The following is a 19,964-nucleotide window of genomic DNA, read 5'->3' as shown; positions in this document are numbered from 1 at the left end:
ATGTGTGAATGAATTAATTAATGTTTTCCAGTATTATTTCTGCAATATCTTTTACTGCAACCTCTTCCGATTTTTCAAAATGTTTTACTCCGTCCGTCATCATAGTCATACAAAACGGACAGGCTGATGCGATTGTATCAGCGTTTGTACTTAATGCTTCTTTTGCGCGTTCTTCGTTTATTCTTCCGCCGGATTCGTCTTCTAAAAACATTCTTCCGCCGCCGGCACCACAGCAGAAACCACGACTCTTGTTGCGTTCCATTTCAACTAAATCTATTCCCGCAACTTCAGTTAAAGATTTTCTTGGTGAATCATAAACTTCATTATACCTGCCAAGATAACAGGAATCGTGATAAGTAACTTTATGTTTTTCAGTCTCTTTCTTTAGTTGAATTTTTCCATCAGACAATAATTCTTCAATAAATTGTGTATGATGTTTTACTTCAAAATTACCACCGAATTGCGGGTACTCATTTTTTAATGAGTGAAAACAATGTGGACAAGCAGTAACAATCTTTTTAACTCCATAGTTATTTAGAACTTCAACATTTTCCTGCATCATCATCTGTGCAAGATATTCATTTCCTAGTCTTCTCGCTGTATCGCCGTTGCATTTTTCTTCGGTTCCTAGAATTCTAAAATTAACACCAGCCTTTTGCATTATCGTTGCAAATGCCTTTGATACTTTTTTATATCTATCATCAAAAGAACCTGCACATCCAACCCAAAATAAAATCTCGCCATCTTTATCATCTGCCATTGATTTGATGTTCATTCCTTCAGCCCATTCTGCTCTATCTGCAGGATTAAACGCCCAAGGACTGAAGTTAGTTTCCAAACTTTTAAAAACAGGATTTAATCCTGCCGGAAATTCAGATTCCGTTAAAACTAAATTTCTTCTCATATCAACAATTGAATCAACATGTTCAATCATTACAGGACATTCCTGAACGCAAGCCATACAAGTTGTACATTCCCAAAGAACAGAATCAGGTATGTAATTATGAACTAGTGTTTTTTCGAAAAGCTCACCCTCTGTTTTACCTTCAACAAGAAATGGAGCTTTATCTAAAGTTCGTTTTCTGATATCAACAATAATTTCTCTTGGCGATAATAATTTTCCAACTGTGTTTGCCGGACAAACTGATGTACATCTACCACATTCTGTGCAAGAATACCCGTCTAATATTTGTTTCCAGCTAAATTGGTCAATATCAGCAACACCAAAAGTATCAGCATTTTCATCATCAAGATTTAGCTTTTTAATTGTATTTCTAACAGGATCCAAATTTGCAAAGAACACATTTGGTATTGAACTTAAAACGTGTAAATGTTTTGAGTATGGTAAATAATTTAAGAACGCAAAAATCAAAATTATATGCATCCACCAGAAAAACTCATAAAGCAAAACTGTTGTTGAAGTTTGCCCGGAAAAAAACAATCCACTTATAAATGCTGAAACAGGTCTTAATTCTGATGCATGATAACTCATTCCATTATTTGCAATTCCGGCGGCGTTTTGTCCATACATCGCAACAACAATAAACATAATTAAAAGCAGAATGAATGCTGCATCAAATTTTCCGTGTTTGTCGACATCTAATCTTGGTATTTTTAGTATAAATCTTCTATAAAGAGAAAATATAATTGAAAGGATTACTAATAAACCAAATAAATCTTGTACGACAGTTATTAGAGCATAAACAGGACCGAGTATCGAAAGTGAAAACTGTGAATAAAATCCTTGAATAATTGTTTCTAAAACCGCAAAAATAAAAAGAACAAATCCCCAAAAAATCAAAAAGTGCAGTGTGCCTGCAACAGGATCGCGCAACAATTTGGTTTGTGCAAATGCAATATTCCAAACCCGTTTTAATCTTGCAGGAACATTATCAAATCTATCATCCTTCTTTTTAGCAACTTTAAGATATTTTATTAGATTATTTACGCTATAAGCAAAAAATCCAAATGTTGCTAAAAAAACTATAATAAAAATGATATTCTTTAACTGCATATAACGCTATTTATTAAAATCAATTAAAAGTAAATGCTTTATCTAAAAAATCTTGTGTTTTAGAAACCACCATATCAAATTTATTGTTACTTCCTGCAAAAGGATGAACAATATCAAATGTATGCCCTGCTGCAGTTATCAACTCAAATTTTGATATTGATTTATCACTCCAATTAAAAATTTGTTCACCTTCCTCAAACGGAACTGTTAAGTCCTGCTCACCATGAACAATTAACAAAGGTTTGTGCAAATCTTTAACAGCATTTTCAATACTTAATGAACTATTTTTATTTTTTTCAATATCTTCAAGTAAATCGACATTCATTCGCATCATTTGATTTGTTCTTGAATTCAAAGCTTCATAAAATCCAGCCTTACTCCATTCTTTTTTTTGTCGCTCAGTATATCTATCAAATTTTGCAACAGATGACCAAACAACATAAGCATCAACCTCATCAATCAAACTGCTTAAAAGCACAACTCCGCCACCACGACTGTGCCCAATCAAACCTACTTTACCAAAAATATTTTTAGCAAAAAAACCTTTATGATAAGCTTTAATTACCTGAACAAGTTCTGATACTTCAAGAGATACAGTGTTTTTCGCAAATTTATCTAAACAATTAAAATCAAAACCGTGGTGATCAACACCATTATGCGAAAAATTAAAAGAAAGAACAAAAAAACCTTTGTCTGCAAAGCGTTTTGCAGCGTATGGAAAGAAACCCCAATCCTTAAAACCCTTAAATCCATGAACAAAAATTAAGCATGGTGATGATTTAATATTTTCAATACCATATACACTTATGTTAAGAAAATCCCCTTCTTTCGTTTTTAGCCTAAAATCTTTGTTCATCGATTTGAAATATGAGCAATTATGTTAGAAAAGTCAATATTTTTAAAGATTTTGCATAAATATAATTTTAGGCTAAATATTGTTTGATTTTTAACTTATTTTCACATTTGGCAAATAAGATTTATTAGAAATTTAAGCTTTAGAGGATTAAATGGACTTTAATTTAACAGATGACCAGAAAATGTTAAAAGGATTAGTGAAGGAGTTTGTTGATGGAGAAGTTAGACCCCTTGCCCAAAAAATTGATGAAGATGAAGAAATTCCAAACCATCTGATTAAAAAGATTGCAGAAATGGGTTTTCTTGGCATTGCTTTTCCTGAAAAATATGGCGGCGGCGGTTTTGGTGAATTTGGTTATTGTCTTTTACAGGAAGAAATGACAAGAGCGTGTAACTCAACAGCAACATTTATTGGTGCGCATCAATCAATTGGTACTAATGCAATTTATATTGGTGGATCTGAAGAAATAAAAAGAAAATATCTTCCCCAACTTACTTCTGGTGAAAAAATAGCTGCATTTGTGCTTACAGAACCCGGTGCCGGTTCCGATACTTTTAATCTTTCAACTAAAGCAGAACTTAAAGGAGATAAATGGATTATTAACGGAAGTAAAGTTTGGATTACAAATGCAGGAATTGCAAATGTATTTTCTGTTTTTGCAAGAACTGATAAAGGAATAAGCGGGTTTGTTGTCGATGCTGATACTCCAGGGATTATCATTGGATTGAAAGAAAAGAAACTTGGAATTAGAGGCAGCGTAACAAACACAATAACTTTTGAAAATGTTGAAGTTCCAAAAGAAAACTTACTCGGGCTGGATGGAAAAGGTTTTTTGATTGCGATGAAAACTCTTGATGCCGGAAGAATTGGACTTGGAGCAGGATGTCTTGGTGCTTCAAAAGAATTGCTTGAGCTTTCCACTGTCTTTGCTAAACAACGTAAACAATTTGGATCAGCTATTTCAAAATTTCAGGCAGTACAGTTTATGCTTGCAGAAATTTCAGCAAAAATTTATCCAATGGAAAGCATTGTTTACCGTACTGCAAATAATTACGATCTTAAAAAAGATATTGCAAACGAAGCTGCAATTGTTAAACTATTTTGCTCAGAATCTATGACTGAGATTGCGGATAAAGCTGTGCAAATTCACGGCGGAATGGGATTTAGTCGTGAACTGCCCTTAGAAAGATATTACCGCGATGCACGCATTCTAAAAATATTTGAAGGAACAAACGAAATACAAAAAATGATTATCGGCAGATACGCAATTAAAGATAATGGCGAGTGGAAGGTGGATGAGTAAAATAATTAAAGAGTTTTCGTTTTATTACATCTTTTACTTTCTCGCTCTATTTAGTTATTTTTTAACAGGTTAATGTTTATTAACTATAAAATAGATAACATTATTTTAAAAGAAGTCATCTCTCAATAGACACAAAATGAGCGCAATAAAAAAACATCTATTAGTAATTCCTTCTATTGATATTCACAACCGTAAGACTGTAAGAGTTGTTCAGGGAATCCCTGAACTTGATTGCAAAGAATACGGTGATGATCCAGTTGAAATGGCAATGATTTGGCGTGCAGAAAATGCAAAGATGTTACACGTTGTAGATTTTAACGGTGCATTTGATCATTCAAAAGTAAACCACGATATAATTAAAAACCTTTGCAGTTCTGTAATAATTCCAATAGAATTTGCTGGAGGAATACGTAGCATTGAAGATGCTGAAGCAGTTTTTGATTTGGGTGTTCACAGAATCGCTATCAATACAATGGCATTAGAAAATCGAACAGAATTTTTAAAACTATTTGATAAATTTGGTCCAACTAAAATTGTTCTTTCAATCGATATATTAAACGGCGAATTAGTAACTCGCGGACGACAGAAGAAATCAGGTTTTAATTATTTATCTTTTACAAAAGAAATGGTCGATCTTGGAATTGATAGGTGTATTGTTACAGATGTTAGCCGTAACGGTGTTATGCAAGGCCCTAATATTGCACTATCAAAAGAGATTGCGGAACATAGTAAAATTAAAGTTACACACTCAGGTGGAGTGAGAAATAAAGACGAACTATTGGATTTGCAACTGTTACTAGCAATTGGAGTTGATTCTGTAATAATTGGAACAGCATTTTACGAAAACAGATTTCCATGCCAAAAACTTTGGCGCGTTGCAGAATCTGGTTTATTTAATTAGAGGATATAATGGAAAAAGAAAAAACAGCTCATAGCAGTTTTTGGGTTAATTTTTTTAATTCACCCACTGAAGAAACTGATTTAAAAAATTCACTGAAATCAATCCCCCTCTTTAAGGATTTAACAAAAAGAGATTTATCATCTTTGATAAGTATAATGCATAATAGAACTTTTGTAACAGGAGAGATGATCTTTAATCAAGGCGATCCGGGAATTGGATTATATATTATAAGAGAAGGTGAAGTTGAGATTGAAAGAGAAATAGACGATAATGACAAAAAAGTTTTAGCTACTTTTTCCAAAGGAGATTTTTTTGGCGAGTTAGCATTGGTTGATGGTGAAAAAAGATCAGCTTCTGCTATCGCAAAAATACCGAGCAAGGTTTCTGTAATATTTAAACCGGATCTTGATGAGTTTATTGAAAAATATCCAAGAAAAGGTATTAAGATTTTAACAGGTATATCAACGGTTATTGCGTTGCGATTAAGAAAATTAAATGAAGATTATTTTGATATTAAGTTTAGTTTAACGGATAAGAAAGGAAAGCAAGATGGAAACAACAATTAATAAAGTACTTGTACCAATCGATTTTTCTGATTACTCAAAAAGCGCATTAAAGTATGCTGTAAATTTTGCAAAATCTTTTAATGCAGAAGTAATTCTGGTGTATGTTGTTGAACCGATAATCTATCCACCTGATTTTAGTATGGGACAAATTGCAATGCCTTCTATAAATACTGATTGGGATAATCGTGCAAAAGAAGAGTTGGATAAACTTGCTAAGAACGAAATTACAGGACCAAATAAGGTTAAGACTATACTCAAAACAGGTAAACCTTTTGTAGAGATAATCGAAACGGCCAAAGAAGAAAATGTTGATCTGATAATTATTGCAACACACGGGCATAGTGGAGTTGAACATATTTTGTTTGGGAGTACAGCAGAAAAAGTTGTAAGAAAAGCTCCTTGCCCTGTTCTAACTTTACGTGAACCGATAAAAGGTTTTGATTATAAGGAAGGGACTAAAAAAAGTTAGTCTAGTTTTTTCTCGATGTTACAAAATCAACTAGAACCTGCATTGAAATTTTTGTTTCTGAATCCGGAAATATATTTAATGCGTTTTTCGCCTGATCAGAATATTTTTGCGCAACTTTAAGGGCGTACTCAATTCCATTATTATCTTTAACAAACTTCATTATTTCTTTTACTTTTAGATTATCATTTCCATTCTTCAATAATTTTCTGATTCTTGAAGCTTCAGTTTTTGAAACATTATTTAGGGAATAAATAAGCGGCAAAGTAATTTTCTTTTCTTTAATATCACCGCCAACAGGTTTACCAATCAGATTTGATTTACCTTCGTAATCAAGAATATCATCACGAATTTGAAAAGACATTCCAAGTGAATGACCAAAATTTCTCATTGCTTCAATTTGTTCTTTATTTTCAGTTGTGCTCATTGCGCCAATTGCGCAGCAGGTTTCTAAAAGTGAGGCTGTTTTATCAGAAATTACTTTAAAATAAGTTTCTTCATCAATGTCTAATTTTCTTGTTTTTTGAATCTGAAGAAGTTCACCTTCAGACATTCTCTTTACAGCATTAGTTGTAACACCAAGAAAATCATAATCTTTTCCATCCACAGAAATCATAAGTCCACGAGATAACAAATAATCACCCATCAGAACAGCAACTTTATTTTTAAACAAAGCGTTTATAGACCACATTCCCCTTCTCTTATCAGCATCATCAACAACATCATCGTGAATTAAAGTAGCGGTATGTAAAAGTTCTACTAAAGTTGCACCACGATAAGTTCTTTCAGTAACTCCTCCTGATATTTTTGCAGACAACAAAACTAAAAGTGGACGTATCTTTTTGCCTTTTTGGCGAATAATATACCGCGCAACAAGATCGACCAATCCAACATTTGAACGCAATGCTGCTTTAAATATATCATCAAAACGATCTATCTCAGATTTAATTGGATGGCTTATTTCTTTTAGTGAAAGTTTACTCAAGATTTTTTCTGCGATATTTTTGAAATTATAATACTTATCTCATACAAAACCACCAACGGAACGGCTAAGACAAGTTGTGAAACCGGATCAGCACCAGGAGTTAGAAATGCAGCGAGTATCATAATTATTACTATCGAATGTCTTCTATATTTTTTCATAAAACTTGGTTTAAGAATACCAAGTTTTGATAAGAAAAATGAAATCATGGGGAGTTCAAATACTAATCCTGCTGCAAGCATAACACTTATAATAATGGACATGTACTCATCAATAGCAAATTCATTCTTTATCGATTCTGATCCAAACTGAGTAGCAAACTGCAAAGTAAGTGGAAGCATAGCAAAATAAGCAAAAGCAATTCCACCTAAGAAACAAACAGATGAAAAAACAACAATCCAGAAGATGTATTTCTTTTCTTTGGTTTGTAGTGCGGGTGAAATGAATTGCCAAAATTGATAAAAAATATTTGGAATACTAATTATCATTCCCACCATAATGGCAATCTGCATAAACAAAAATAGCTGTCCGAAGGGTCGCAAGTTTTGAAGTACAGCCCCAGAATCTTTTGCGGGTTTTAATAACACGACATCAACAAGAAAATCAATAAATATCCAGGCTATAATTGTTCCAACAACGATTCCAATAATAGAATAAATAATTCTCCATCTCAATTCCTCAAGATGTTCGAGAAAAGACATTTCCTTTTCAAGTTCAATTTCCCCATCATCCAAATCTTCTTTTAATATTTCTTCAGCCACAATAATTATTTTTAACTACTTTCCTGCAAATAATGGAAATGATCCGGTGAACTTTTTAACATCTTCTTGAAGATCATTTAAGACTTTTTCATTTTCAAAATTAGAAATTGCTTTATGGATTATAGAAGCTATTGCTTCCATTTCCTTTTCTTTCATTCCACGAGTTGTAAGTGCAGGTGTCCCAATTCTAATTCCACTTGTTACAAATGGACTGCGTTTATCAAACGGAACCATATTTTTATTTACAGTAATTCCGGCATGTTCTAATGCAATTTCAGCTTGTTTACCAGTAATATTTTTATTTGATAAATCAATCAACATTAAATGATTGTCAGTACCACCGGAAACAACATTAAAATTATTTTCCATTAATTTAGCAGATAATGATTGAGCATTTTTTCTGACCTGTAAAACATATTCTTGAAACGAATCAGTTAAACACTCACCAAAGGCAACAGCCTTGGCCATTATGATGTGCATTAGCGGCCCGCCTTGAATTCCTGGCATAACCATGCTATCAATCAATTCAGAAAGCATTTTTACTCTATCGCCTTTTGGTGTGGTTAATCCCCAAGGATTTTCTTTATCCTTACCGATCAGAATAATTCCACCACGAGGACCACGTAAAGTTTTATGAGTGGTTGAGGTTACAATATCACATTTCTCTAAAGGATTATTTAATAATCCTTTGGCGATCAATCCTGCAGGATGCGCCATATCACACATTAAAAATGCACCAACAGAATCAGCAATTTCTCTAAATTTTTTATAATCCCAATCACGGGAATATGCACTTGCGCCTGTGATAATTAATTTTGGCTGTTCCTTTTTTGCAAGATCAGCAATTTTATCATAATCAAGTAAACCAGTTTCTTCATCAAGTTCATATCCAACTGCTTCATAAAGTTTTCCGGAAAAGTTAACTGGTGAACCATGAGTTAAATGCCCTCCGTGTGCTAAACTTAATCCTAAAAACTTATCACCTGGTTTTAGAAAAGTCATCAAAACGGCCATATTAGCTTGTGAGCCACTGTGTGGTTGAACGTTTACATATTCAGCACCAAATAATTTTTTTAATCTATCGCGAGCAATATCTTCTGCCTGATCGACAAATTCGCACCCACCGTAATATCTTTTTCCTGGATAACCCTCTGCATATTTATTTGTTAAAACAGATCCGGCAGCTTCTAAAACTGCAGGACTTACAAAATTTTCTGAAGCAATTAATTCTAACTTGTTGGTTTGTCGTCCTATTTCGGATTGAAGAACACTAAAAATTTCAGCATCTTTTTTTAGATATGATTCCATATTAACCGCTTATTTAAGTGAATGAATTAGACAAAATTAGAAAAGGTTTCCTGAAATCTCAAGAAACCTTTTCAAATAAAAAATTATGAATTAAAGTTATGGAGCAGTAACACTTTTGCCTATCCAGCCAACACAAGTTATAGGCATTGATTGACCTGGTTTTATTCCTCTAAAGAAATAATCTTCTTTAGTTGGAACTGCGCCAGATAAAGCATTGATTCTATCTCTAGCTTCACCAAGATTTGGATCCATATTCAATGCTCTTCTGTAAGTATTTTGTGCTAATAAATAAACCACTTTACGATCAAAATCCACACAACCACCGGCTGATTGTTCATATAAAAATCCCTCGTAAAATATTGGGAGAGCCCAACCGTTGCCCACTTCACTTGCTTTTAAGAACTGAGTTCTTGCTTGCGAATATTTTCCAGCATCCATTAACGCTTTACCAAAATAGAAATAGTGATCTTTATTATCTGGTTCTAATTTTATTAATCGTGCAAATGTTTCTTCTGATTTTGTTGAATTTTCTAATTTATTATAAACATTACCAAGCTGAGTTAAATATCCAACATTTTCAGGTTCTTTATTTACTAGAAACTCTAACGGGGCAATTGCTTGATCCCATTCGCTAGCTTGAATTGCTGCGGATGCGTATGCTTTTGCTTTTTTCAAATTCTCTGGATCTTTTTCCCAAGTTTCCTTTAAATATCTTAATAGTTCATCAATATTATCAAATAGACCTTGTGGTATTTCAGTCCAAACTGGATTCTCAGGCTCACGTTCAGCTAAAATCCCATATAAATCAATAGCTTTTACTTTATATCCATTATTACCATCATCATTATTAATATACAATTGACCCAATCTATTGTAGTAAAATGAAGATAGTTCAGGCTGCCATACCATTGCCTGTTCATAAATTGGAATTGTTTCTTCAGCAGGTTTCGATAACCATAATTCAGAAACATAAGCTTTTCGTGCCTGAAAGTAACCTTTATCTTCTGGTCGATATTTTATAGCAAGATCATAAAAATATAGAATGGTATCTTGCACGGATTGCACAATTTCAGTCTCAGTGCTTCCAGAATCATGCAGAGCCCAGAAACATTCTTCCATTTTGTAATAAATCCATTTACTAAACCTTGTAGGTTGAGCTTCAATCACTCTCCATCCGTATGGTAAAGCACTTACAAAGTCTTTATTTTTATGATATTCTGAAAACAAACTATAATCTGTTAACACTTTCATAGAATCGCTTGTTTGAGCGATATTTGAAGATGCGAACAGAACTAACGCGATAACGATTGTTTGTAATAATGTTTTCACTTTTTTAACCTTTATGATTTAACAAGAACTATTTTTCAAAATTTAAAAACCAGAGCTCACCAAAACTAACACCTAAATAAACTCTAATTGAATTTTCATTAATTAAATTATTTTCTGTTGTACCTTTAGCCAAATATTGTACAGCTAAATCAATTGAGTTATCAACACCCAGAGGATAAGACATTCCTCCAAAAACCGAATACTGGTTGATACCTTGCCTATTAAATATGTACTGAGTTTGTTCATAGCTTAAACCAAAACGCCAAACAATTTGTTCCCACGTTGTCATTCCAATAGTTCTCTTTGGTCTATATTCAAAAGCTGCACTAAATTTATTCGCGTCTCTTAAATTAGCTTCTGACTGATTATTAAAACTAAATTTACTCATTGGTTGAAACATAAAATCTAGACTAACATTGTACGACTCTGCAAAAGCAAAACTTATGCCGCCATTAAATCTTGCAGGAATTCTCATTTCTGTCTCAGCAATTGCAATAGTGTCTAATAAAAACTGCGATGTTGCAGTGTAAATACTGTCAGTATTCAATTTTCCTAAATAATTGAATGATACACCAAATCTAAGGTCACTAAAAAAATCTAATTTTAAGTCTGTAGCAAGATTTGAAGAAATTAATCCCAGTGTTGTTCCAAAGCCTGTTGCTCTTCTGTTGTTTTCATAAATTGTATTGATATTTAATTTTGAGTCATCAAATTCAACGGTTGAAAGATAATTTTGATTTCCAAAGTAATAATCCAAAGTTGCACCGGCGGATAAACCTAAAGGCAAATTAACAGATGAGCCAAGAAATATTTTTGAAATTCCACCTTTACCCTCATACATAACTTTGTATGATGGGAATGATTCATCTTCAAATTTATTGTATTCAAGAGCTTTATAACTAACTCTGGAGTAAGGAACCAAACCTGCAACAACACCAATGCCATTAGCCTTGCTCACAGGAAATCCAATTGTAAATCCTTTAAAATCAGTTTCACTTGTATAGTTGGATTGATTTGCATCAGATATTAAAACCCCTCTGTAACCAAAACTAAATTCAATTCTTGTTTTAGTTAATGCAGACCAACTTGCAGGATTTGAAACAACTAAATGATCGGGATCCAATTGAGTAATTCCAAGCTCACCAATTGCAATCATTTTAGGTGAGTAACCCAACTCAATATCACCAACACCAAATCTTGAATAAACTGAACTGCTCTGAGCATTAAGATTATGGATACTAAAAAGTAAAATTAAACTTAATAAGAGATTATTTTTCATTTATAAATTACTTCTTCCTTGTATATACAATTTCTAATTTTGGTCTCTGCAATAGATCAGCGGCGCTGCTTCCCTTAACAGCAAATATTTCAACACCTCTTAAGTCACTTGATGCTTTAATTAACATTCCTTGGTTTTCTAAACCATTACTCCATGCCCTAAAAATACTCGTAACATCGCCTTTAAAGGTCGATCCTTCTCTGCTAAGTGAAGGGAAATAACTTGTACTTGTGACATTTTCCACTGAATCGGTAAGCAGAAAAACTATTAGTGAATTACTAAAACTGCTACCGGTTTTAGTTTCAAGAGTATCGATTGTAAGAGTCAAATTTGCAGAGCTAATCGTAATATCTTTTGGCAAAACTGACAAATCGAAAGATAATTTTGCATCGGATGTTAAACTTGATTGAATGTATAAATTTTCTGTAACATTATTTATAGCTTCACCATAAACTGCACTAATATCTGCTGAAATGAAACCTGATAAAGTATCAATGTAAGAACCGGGCTTCTGCACCACAATTCTAAGCCTTGGATCATTAATTCCATTTAAATTAAATGCGGTAAAACCGATAACTTTTAGGGAATTTAGAGTTGGACTTAAAACAATTCCATTATTGGAGGCAGAAGATGTATCAACATAATTTTGGAGCCAGGAAGCAGCAAGTGATACATCTAAATGGAAAGAATAAATTGAATCATTTTCACTACTCGTCCGGTTTGAACTCAAATCAATCTGATCAAAAGCTAAACTAGAATCAGCTGTAAAAGTAGACGCTGACCAACTGTTGTTTATTTTATAAACCTCATAATCAAACACAGCACTTGAATCACCGAAAGAATAATTTTTAGTAAGTTCAACATAAGCATCCAATACAGTCAAGTTTTGTGCTGCAAATTCAGTTTTAATAGAATCTGGGATTATCAATGCAAATCTTAATAGTGTTTTTGCAGTCACATTTTCTGCTTTACCAACAAGTAAAATATCAGATGAACCCAAGTTGATAACTTTTTTAAAATAGTTTGACTGCTGTGGAATTGAATCAACAGCAGAATCAAATTTATAAACTCCGATGCCATCCTGATTTAGAAAACCTACACCCAAATCCGTTGGCGAATCATTACATCCAATTAACAGAAATACAATAAGTGCTAAAGTGGAAGAGAGAAAAATCTTTTTAATCACTAAGTGGTACTCCAGTAGAATCATTAATTATAAAATTAAAAGCTTCAGTTAAATTTTCGGCTACAAAGCTTGGAAAATAATTGTCATTTTGCAAGATAGAAATACTTTCTGCGCCATATCCAGTTTTTACTAAAATTGTTTTTAGATTTGCTTCTGCTCCCGCTTTAATATCAACAACAGAATCACCTATAAAATAGGATTTTGAAAGATCGATACTAAAATCTTTTGCAGAATCAAAAATCATTTTGGGTGATGGTTTTCTGCAAAGACAATCATCTATAACACTAAAATCGGGATGAAATGGGCAATAATAAAATGCATCAATTTGTACATCAAATTTTGATAGCTCTTTATTTAGCGCATTATTTACAGAGATTACCTGTTCTTCGGTTATTAAACCTCTTGCAACACCCGATTGATTTGATATGACTATAAGTTTGAAATGATATTTGTTCTTAAGATCAGAAAGAACTTGCCCTGTATCCGGATATAATTTAAGATCATTTGGATCACCCAAATAGCCCGGATCAAAATTCAAAGTTCCATCGCGGTCTAAAAAAACAGCTTTACTTAACATCAACTAATCAGAAGATAACATTGTCTTATAAAGTTCAATATATTTTTTGGCTGATGAATCCCAGCTAAAGTCTGATTTCATTCCTGCTCGCATTATTTTTTGCCAGGTTTTATTATCACCAAAAGTTTTTATTGCTCTATTTATTTCTTTAAGCATATCTGCGGCATCATATTTCTTAAATACAAATCCATTTCCTTCTTCAGTTTTATCGTTAAACTTAATAACCGTATCAGCTAATCCGCCTGTTTCTCTTACAATCGGAACAGTACCGTAAACAAGGCTGTACATTTGGTTTAACCCGCAAGGTTCATATTTTGAAGGCATTAAAAACATATCGGAACCAGCTTCAATTAAATGCGCTAACTCATCATTAAAGCCAAGATAACTTGCAAATTTTTTGGGATTTTTTGAACTCATCTTATCAAAAAAGGCGTGATGCTTTTGTTCGCCTGTTCCTAAAAGGATTATCTGAACGTCCAATTTCATCAGATCATTAAAGGCTTTTTGTATAAGATCAAAACCTTTTGAGTCAAACAATCTAGATATCAAACCAATGATTGGTACTTTTTCACTATACGGTAAACCGAATCTTTCAGCAAGCTCTTTTTTGTTTACTAATTTGTCTTCAATATTTTTTGCAGAAAAAGTTTTTGGTATTTGTTTATCTTTTTCAGGATTCCAAACATTTTTATCTATTCCGTTTACAATTCCATACGATGAATCTTTTCTTTTAGCCAAAACATCTTTTAAACCTTCGCCAAATTCTTCTTTTGTTCTAATCTCATTGGCATAAGTTTGACTAACAGTGTTAATCACATCTGCAAACATCAACCCGCTTTTCATAAAGTTAACTTTGCCGCCATGCATTATTCCTTTAGAAACTGATTCCAATTCTTTTGGTAAACCTGTTTTCTTAAAAGATGATGCAGGAAACTCACCTTGATATGCTAAGTTATGAATTGTAAACAAAGTTTTAAACTTATCAAAAGATTCTTGATCTTTATAGACAGTTTTTAAATAAGCAGGTATCAATCCACATTGCCAATCATTTAAGTGGATGACATCAGGAATCCAACCAAGCTTAATAATTAATTCCATAACAGATCGACTTAAAAGAATAAATCTTTCATCGTTATCCGGATAATCTTTTCCGGTTTTTGGATCAACATAGAGGCTGTTACGACTTCCAAAATATTCTTGATTATCCAAAAAGTAAATTTGAACCCTAACACGTGGTCCGGGCAAGAAACAAGATTTTAAGGAAAACATTACATCTTTATCACCAATCTTAACAACTAAATCCTTTAATCTAACAATTTCGTGAATTTTAAATTTTCTATCGTCAACGGCGCCATATTTGGGAATTACTATTCTAACTTCGTGACCTAATTCAGATAACATTTGTGGTAATGCAGAAGAAACATCCGCGAGTCCTCCTGTTTTTACAAAAGGTACTACTTCAGATGAAACAAATAATATTTTAAGTTTTTTTGCAGCCATTTGGTTATTCTTTTTTTAATGATGTTGCAAAAATACGAATAATTGCGCTAGTTCTCAAAAAATGACGGATATAATATTCAGCCTATCGAGATGATAATAACAACATTTTATGCTATTTCTTAGCTTTATCAAAAAAGGTTATATTTGAAGCAGTTCAAATAAGAGAATTACTATGCTAAAATCAATTTTTAATAAAAAACTTCTGCCCTTCTACTTTTTATCAATTATAATTGTTTATGGTTGTTCTGCTTCTACAGGCAGCAGATATGATAAAGATGAGAATAAAGCATCAGCCAATACTTCCGTTGATGAAAATAAAAATATCAAAAATGCAAACCTTAAAGAGGATTTTGATATTACACCATACAAAACGGAAATTGTAATTCCAGAAAATAAACCCACTCTAAAAAGCAGCAATAAAAATGTTTGGTTTGACTATGGTTCACCCGAAATTGATACTAAAACAAAATCACTTATTGGTACAGCGAATGGTTATAGAGTTTTAGTTCTTACAACTGATAATATTGAGGAAGCAAATCAAGTAAAAGCCGATGTTTATTTTATCCAGAGTACTTACGAAGTATATATAGATTTTGAACCGCCGTTCTATAAAGTTAAAACTGGCGATTTTGATTCTCAGAAAACTGCAGATGATTTACGATTTAAATTAAATCAGCTTGGCTATAAAGAAGCAAAAGTTATTACTGATAAAATTAATATTTATAAGTAATGAGAACTCTTTTTACAAATGCTGCTCAAATAATCACTTGCAATACAGATAATAATAACTATAAACGCGGCAAAGACTTATCTCAAATTAACATACTAGAAAATCATTCTATTCTTTGTGAAAATGGTGTTATCAAGGATATCATTCCAGACTACTCAATAAAAATTCCCCACGATAAAAAAATTAACTTATCAGGCAAGGTTATTTTACCTGGATTAATTGATTGCCACACACATACTGCATTTGCAGGATCTCGCGCGAATGAATTTAAGGAAAAGATTGCTGGAGTTCATTACGAGGAAATTGCCAGGCGAGGCGGTGGAATAAACAGCACCGTTACTGCGGTTCGAAATTCTTCAGTAACTGATCTTGTTGAGTTGATGAAACCGAGAATAAAAGAGTTTATCTCTCAAGGTGTTACTACTTTAGAAATTAAAAGCGGTTATGGTTTAGATTTTGATAATGAGATAAAACTTCTGCACGCTATAAAAATTATTAATGAAATTTTTCCTATCGATATTACATCTACATTTCTAGGTGCTCACACTTTTCCAACCGAATTTAAAGATGATCATTCTGGTTATGTTGAATTGATTGTTGAGAAGATGATTCCACACGTTGCAAAAAACAATCTTGCAGAGTTTTGTGATGGATTTTGTGAATCAACTGCCTTTACTTCCAGGCAGATTGATAGAATATTTACTGCTGCTGTTACTGCCGGATTAAAAATTAAGCTACACACCGAACAATTTAATAATGTTGGTGGGTTAGATGTGGCTCTAAAACATAATGCAACAAGTGTAGATCATTTAGAAGTTTTAAGTGAAAGTGATTTCTCTAAATTCCAAAACTCAGACACTGTTACTGTTTTACTTCCGGGAGTTTCCTTTTTTCTCGATTATCAATTTGCACCTGCAAGAAAACTGATTGAAAATAATGCTATCGTTGCACTTGCTACAGATTATAACCCCGGTTCATCGCATATATTAAATTTGCACTTAATAATGAGCCTTGCTGCAATTAAAATGAAGATGAAGATTGAAGAAATCATTAATGCTGTAACAATCAATGCAGCAAAAGCTCTTGAAAGAGAAAAATTAATTGGAAGCATTGAGATTGGGAAGAAAGCAGATTTTGCAATATTTAATACAGATGATTATTCAGAAATAATTTATAATGTTGGTAGAAATTTGTTATCGCACACAATTAAAAATGGTGAGATTATTTTTCAAAAGTAGCTTGCACCTCAAAGATTTCTTCGTCTTAAACTAATCTTAATCACATCTTTAACTATTATTTAAATTCAATATTATAATCTGTAACACCCCAGCGTGGACGAAGTTTTATTGTATCCGGCACAACATAGAAATCTTCGGATTTCCTTAATGGTTCGGGATAACCGTAATCAAATGTATTGCTTCTATCTGTATCAGAATACAACCACATAGAATATACTCCCGCGTTTATTCTTTCGAAAGAGTAAGCCATAGTTTTATCCGGAACAGCTGTATAAAACTTTTTAGGATCTTTTGGATCTTGAAGCACAACTACAATATTATTATTTGTAGAATTTACTTTTCCCGAAATACCGGTAAACTCAATTCCTGTTATCGTTTGAAATTTAAGGGTGTAGAATGAATCAACTTTATTGCCTGCCGCATCCTGGAAATCATTGAAATTTATTACAACTTCAAAATTCTTTTCAGGTTTTAAATCCAAGTCGGGATTAATTGAGATAGTTGCATCATCAATGCGGGTTACTGTAAAACCAATTTTGTTTTTTGAAGTATCCATTAATTCAATCGATGATTTTAAAGCACTATTATCAATTGCATCATCAAAAAATAATAGAATTTTTGGGTCCTTAAAATCTATTGATCCGTTTCTATTAGGATCTGTTCTTAATAGTTTTGGAACGGTCGTATCCGGTTTATCCGAAATAACAAAATTGCTTAATTCATTTTCAAAAACATTGCCTTCTAAATCACGTATTTTTTTTGCAAGCAAATAATAGGTGTTATCTGCAATAAGTTTATTTTTATTTACTAGTACAAACTCTGCCTTTTTAGATTTATTATGATATGAAAAAGCAAGTGGAAGAGTTGAATTTGATGTTGAATCAATTATCTGAAAATTATCAGCAAGATAACTTGCAGAATCACACTCTTCACTTAGTGTAATAATAATATGATTTTCATCCGTCATTACAGTAGTAAGCAAACGTGGCGGGATTGTATCAACTTTCATCATAAAAAAATCTAAACCTGAATAAGTAGAATCAATTCCAGTTAACGAAATACTTTTACTTGCTATTCCTATTAAATCTTGATCAGCCTGATACAAATAATCTCTAAACTGATCTTTTACTGCAAACACAAGATACTCTGATTCAGCTAAGCCATTCAGTTTGTAACTTCCATCTTTTCCAATCTGCGAAAGATAATCCGGTTTTTTAGAAAGATATTTTGTAGTATCCTCAGAATATTTATAAGCAAAAATTAATGAACCCTCTATTTCATTTCCATAAACTTTGCCCGCAATAGTGCGAGTATCTATTTTATCTCCTGTTGCAAATGAAAATGAAAAAGAATTCTCCATTCTATTTTTATTATTCACGTCAACAACATCAGTACCGATTGTTATAACGTAAGTTATGCTATCTTTTAATCCATCGGGAAAACCTATTTCTACTGATGTCCCACTCCAACTTATTTCCGGTTGTTCATCTAAAGCAGGAGAAATAAATAAAGCATCTTTAAAAGATCTTTTATCAACGTATTCAGAAAATTCAAATTCTATATAATCATCATCAAAGTTTGTAGTCCCATTTTCAGGATAAGAATAAATAATTCCAGGCGGAATTTTATCAACTTCTCCCCCGCCCGGCGGCAATTGATTTGCACAACCGGATAAGAATAATAGTGTCATTGAAAATAAAAGGACAATCAAATATAGTTTTACCACAACCATTGAATTTTTAGATTTTTTCATTCTCTCATTTCGAAGGAGTTTTCGACCAGGAAATCTCATACAACTATTAAAAACATTTTGTAAACTTTTTCAATTAATTGTTCTGTCCTTTTAGCCATTTTCTAAACTGTGCAACATTCTTTAAATGATCTGAATATGACTTGGCAAATTTATGTCCGCCTATTCCGTTGGCTACAAAATACAAATAATTATTCTTATCCGGATAAAGCGCAGCCATAATTGCATTAGCACCTGGGTTGTTTATTGGACCAGGCGGTAAACCTGAATATTTGTAAGTATTATACTTTGATTCTATTTTCAAATCAGCATAAGTTAACCTTCGCCATCCACCTGGTAACAAATATTGTATTGTTGGATCAGCTTGAAGCCTCATCCCAATTCTTAACCTATTATGATATACCCCTGATATTATTGGCATTTCTTCTGAAAGATTTGTTTCACCTTTTATTATTGATGCAAGTGTTAATACCTGATGAACTGATAATCCGATTTTTTTTGCTCTTTGCTTTAAAGAATCTATGAAAAAATCTGTAAAGCCTTTGTAGAATATTTTTACTGCTTCCTCAGGTGATGAATTTTCATAAACCTTATACTTTTTGCTAAATAAATAACCTTCTAAAGTAGAGACGCTTAATCCTAATGATTTAATAAACCCCTTATCTGTTGCAAGATTTACGAACGCAGCAGAATCAATATTAACATCACGTTTTACTTTTGCTCCAAGCCATTTTAATGTTTGTCCATCGTTTATTTTGATTGGTTTTAAATAATCTGCGGGACCGTTTACAAATAAATCAAGTAAATCTAAATAGCTTAGATCATTTGGGATGTAGAATCTAGCGGCTTTTATTTTTTTTTCTGCACCGTAAATAAATGCTGCCAATTTAAAATTAAACTTGTTTGGTATAATAGATTGCTTGTAGAGCCTTTCCGTAACGCTGGTAAAAGATTCGCCATCTTTAACTTCAAAAGTATAAGGTGCAGTTTTATCAAAATGGTTAGGGGTGAAGAAAGTAAAATTTCCTGCTAAAACTATTGCAATAAATACTGCTATAATTATAGCTATCTGAAGTTTACTGAATATGTTTAATATTTTGATCGGCAAATACTATTTATGTTTTTTTATGAGTGCTTTAATTTACGGCTTGCAATATAAAGCAGTTAAAGGAAATTATTTATCCAATGTTTTATGGGGAATTAAAATGTTACATAAAT

18 protein-coding genes are annotated in these 19,964 nt (G+C 32.5%); 6 read left to right on the top strand and 12 right to left on the bottom strand.

The window, feature by feature from the left end; translation table 11 throughout:
- Nucleotides 1-13: 13 nt before the first annotated feature.
- Complete coding sequence (locus IPJ23_04220) at nucleotides 14-2,014, bottom strand: 4Fe-4S dicluster domain-containing protein (protein ID MBK7629901.1); 2,001 nt, start codon at nucleotides 2,012-2,014, stop codon at nucleotides 14-16.
- Nucleotides 2,015-2,033: 19 nt separating this feature from the next.
- The gene (locus IPJ23_04215) at nucleotides 2,034-2,870 is read right to left on the bottom strand and encodes a prolyl oligopeptidase family serine peptidase (protein ID MBK7629900.1); all 837 of its coding nucleotides are present in this window, start codon (nucleotides 2,868-2,870) and stop codon (nucleotides 2,034-2,036) included.
- Nucleotides 2,871-3,021: 151 nt separating this feature from the next.
- Between IPJ23_04215 and IPJ23_04210 the strand changes: the two genes are divergently transcribed.
- The 4 genes from IPJ23_04210 (at nucleotide 3,022) to IPJ23_04195 (ending at nucleotide 6,109) form a co-directional block, all read left to right on the top strand.
- Nucleotides 3,022-4,173, top strand: a complete 1,152-nt coding sequence (locus IPJ23_04210) for an acyl-CoA dehydrogenase family protein (GenBank protein ID MBK7629899.1) — start codon at nucleotides 3,022-3,024, stop codon at nucleotides 4,171-4,173.
- A gap of 136 nt (nucleotides 4,174-4,309) precedes the next feature.
- On the top strand, nucleotides 4,310-5,074 hold the full coding sequence (locus IPJ23_04205) for a 1-(5-phosphoribosyl)-5-[(5-phosphoribosylamino)methylideneamino] imidazole-4-carboxamide isomerase (GenBank protein ID MBK7629898.1): 765 nt from the start codon (nucleotides 4,310-4,312) through the stop codon (nucleotides 5,072-5,074).
- 8 nt (nucleotides 5,075-5,082) lie between these two features.
- A complete protein-coding gene (locus IPJ23_04200; protein MBK7629897.1) occupies nucleotides 5,083-5,640 on the top strand; it encodes a cyclic nucleotide-binding domain-containing protein in 558 nt (185 codons plus the stop codon).
- The gene (locus IPJ23_04195) at nucleotides 5,624-6,109 is read left to right on the top strand and encodes a universal stress protein (GenBank protein MBK7629896.1); all 486 of its coding nucleotides are present in this window, start codon (nucleotides 5,624-5,626) and stop codon (nucleotides 6,107-6,109) included. The genes IPJ23_04200 and IPJ23_04195 overlap by 17 nt, the downstream gene beginning before the upstream one ends.
- Before the next feature lies 1 nt (nucleotide 6,110).
- Here the strand turns inward: IPJ23_04195 and IPJ23_04190 are convergent, their stop codons facing one another.
- The 8 genes from IPJ23_04190 to glgA all read right to left on the bottom strand — a co-directional run bounded on the left by IPJ23_04190 (nucleotide 6,111) and on the right by glgA (nucleotide 15,028).
- Nucleotides 6,111-7,091, bottom strand: coding sequence for a polyprenyl synthetase family protein (locus IPJ23_04190; GenBank protein MBK7629895.1), 981 nt, complete (start codon nucleotides 7,089-7,091; stop codon nucleotides 6,111-6,113).
- Entirely contained in the window at nucleotides 7,088-7,789 is a 702-nt protein-coding gene (tatC, locus tag IPJ23_04185; GenBank protein MBK7629894.1) for a twin-arginine translocase subunit TatC, read from the bottom strand. Before tatC ends, IPJ23_04190 begins: the two co-directional genes overlap by 4 nt.
- Before the next feature lie 75 nt (nucleotides 7,790-7,864).
- Complete coding sequence (locus IPJ23_04180; GenBank protein ID MBK7629893.1) at nucleotides 7,865-9,157, bottom strand: serine hydroxymethyltransferase; 1,293 nt, start codon at nucleotides 9,155-9,157, stop codon at nucleotides 7,865-7,867.
- Nucleotides 9,158-9,253: 96 nt separating this feature from the next.
- On the bottom strand, nucleotides 9,254-10,486 hold the full coding sequence (locus IPJ23_04175; GenBank protein ID MBK7629892.1) for a hypothetical protein: 1,233 nt from the start codon (nucleotides 10,484-10,486) through the stop codon (nucleotides 9,254-9,256).
- Nucleotides 10,487-10,514: 28 nt separating this feature from the next.
- Nucleotides 10,515-11,765, bottom strand: coding sequence for a hypothetical protein (locus tag IPJ23_04170; protein ID MBK7629891.1), 1,251 nt, complete (start codon nucleotides 11,763-11,765; stop codon nucleotides 10,515-10,517).
- A 7-nt stretch (nucleotides 11,766-11,772) separates the two neighbouring features.
- Nucleotides 11,773-12,951 carry a hypothetical protein gene (locus tag IPJ23_04165; GenBank protein ID MBK7629890.1) on the bottom strand — a complete coding sequence of 393 codons (1,179 nt, stop codon included), beginning with the start codon at nucleotides 12,949-12,951 and terminating at the stop codon, nucleotides 11,773-11,775.
- Nucleotides 12,944-13,528 carry an HAD family hydrolase gene (locus IPJ23_04160; GenBank protein MBK7629889.1) on the bottom strand — a complete coding sequence of 195 codons (585 nt, stop codon included), beginning with the start codon at nucleotides 13,526-13,528 and terminating at the stop codon, nucleotides 12,944-12,946. Before IPJ23_04160 ends, IPJ23_04165 begins: the two co-directional genes overlap by 8 nt.
- Before the next feature lie 3 nt (nucleotides 13,529-13,531).
- Nucleotides 13,532-15,028 carry a glycogen synthase GlgA gene (gene glgA / locus IPJ23_04155; GenBank protein MBK7629888.1) on the bottom strand — a complete coding sequence of 499 codons (1,497 nt, stop codon included), beginning with the start codon at nucleotides 15,026-15,028 and terminating at the stop codon, nucleotides 13,532-13,534.
- Nucleotides 15,029-15,200: 172 nt separating this feature from the next.
- On the opposite strand from glgA, the gene IPJ23_04150 reads away from it, so the two are divergent.
- Both IPJ23_04150 and IPJ23_04145 read left to right on the top strand, forming a co-directional pair.
- On the top strand, nucleotides 15,201-15,758 hold the full coding sequence (locus IPJ23_04150) for an SPOR domain-containing protein (GenBank protein MBK7629887.1): 558 nt from the start codon (nucleotides 15,201-15,203) through the stop codon (nucleotides 15,756-15,758).
- On the top strand, nucleotides 15,758-16,996 hold the full coding sequence (locus tag IPJ23_04145; GenBank protein ID MBK7629886.1) for an imidazolonepropionase: 1,239 nt from the start codon (nucleotides 15,758-15,760) through the stop codon (nucleotides 16,994-16,996). Before IPJ23_04150 ends, IPJ23_04145 begins: the two co-directional genes overlap by 1 nt.
- Before the next feature lie 55 nt (nucleotides 16,997-17,051).
- Here IPJ23_04145 and IPJ23_04140 read toward each other — a convergent pair whose 3' ends face one another.
- Both IPJ23_04140 and mltG read right to left on the bottom strand, forming a co-directional pair.
- Nucleotides 17,052-18,749 (bottom strand): Ig-like domain-containing protein, encoded by a 1,698-nt coding sequence (locus IPJ23_04140; GenBank protein ID MBK7629885.1) that lies wholly within the window; start codon nucleotides 18,747-18,749, stop codon nucleotides 17,052-17,054.
- Between the two features lie 73 nt (nucleotides 18,750-18,822).
- Entirely contained in the window at nucleotides 18,823-19,854 is a 1,032-nt protein-coding gene (mltG, locus tag IPJ23_04135) for an endolytic transglycosylase MltG (GenBank protein MBK7629884.1), read from the bottom strand.
- Between the last annotated feature and the right edge of the window lie 110 nt (nucleotides 19,855-19,964).

It is taken from the genome of Ignavibacteriales bacterium (assembly GCA_016709765.1).
GTDB lineage: Bacteria > Bacteroidota > Ignavibacteria > Ignavibacteriales > Ignavibacteriaceae > IGN3.
Note: the sequence above shows the minus strand (reverse complement) of the source record. Positions and strands in the feature narration are given on the sequence as shown.

Coding starts and splice junctions, on each gene's coding strand:
- glgA (MBK7629888.1), bottom strand. CDS start 15,028: ATGGCTGCAAAAAAACTTAAAATATTATTTGTTTCATCTGAAGTAGTA.
- IPJ23_04180 (MBK7629893.1), bottom strand. CDS start 9,157: ATGGAATCATATCTAAAAAAAGATGCTGAAATTTTTAGTGTTCTTCAA.
- IPJ23_04220 (MBK7629901.1), bottom strand. CDS start 2,014: ATGCAGTTAAAGAATATCATTTTTATTATAGTTTTTTTAGCAACATTT.
- tatC (MBK7629894.1), bottom strand. CDS start 7,789: ATGTCTTTTCTCGAACATCTTGAGGAATTGAGATGGAGAATTATTTAT.
- IPJ23_04205 (MBK7629898.1), top strand. CDS start 4,310: ATGAGCGCAATAAAAAAACATCTATTAGTAATTCCTTCTATTGATATT.
- IPJ23_04195 (MBK7629896.1), top strand. CDS start 5,624: ATGGAAACAACAATTAATAAAGTACTTGTACCAATCGATTTTTCTGAT.
- IPJ23_04160 (MBK7629889.1), bottom strand. CDS start 13,528: ATGTTAAGTAAAGCTGTTTTTTTAGACCGCGATGGAACTTTGAATTTT.
- IPJ23_04215 (MBK7629900.1), bottom strand. CDS start 2,870: ATGAACAAAGATTTTAGGCTAAAAACGAAAGAAGGGGATTTTCTTAAC.
- IPJ23_04150 (MBK7629887.1), top strand. CDS start 15,201: ATGCTAAAATCAATTTTTAATAAAAAACTTCTGCCCTTCTACTTTTTA.
- IPJ23_04140 (MBK7629885.1), bottom strand. CDS start 18,749: ATGAAAAAATCTAAAAATTCAATGGTTGTGGTAAAACTATATTTGATT.
- IPJ23_04170 (MBK7629891.1), bottom strand. CDS start 11,765: ATGAAAAATAATCTCTTATTAAGTTTAATTTTACTTTTTAGTATCCAT.
- IPJ23_04210 (MBK7629899.1), top strand. CDS start 3,022: ATGGACTTTAATTTAACAGATGACCAGAAAATGTTAAAAGGATTAGTG.
- IPJ23_04200 (MBK7629897.1), top strand. CDS start 5,083: ATGGAAAAAGAAAAAACAGCTCATAGCAGTTTTTGGGTTAATTTTTTT.
- IPJ23_04145 (MBK7629886.1), top strand. CDS start 15,758: ATGAGAACTCTTTTTACAAATGCTGCTCAAATAATCACTTGCAATACA.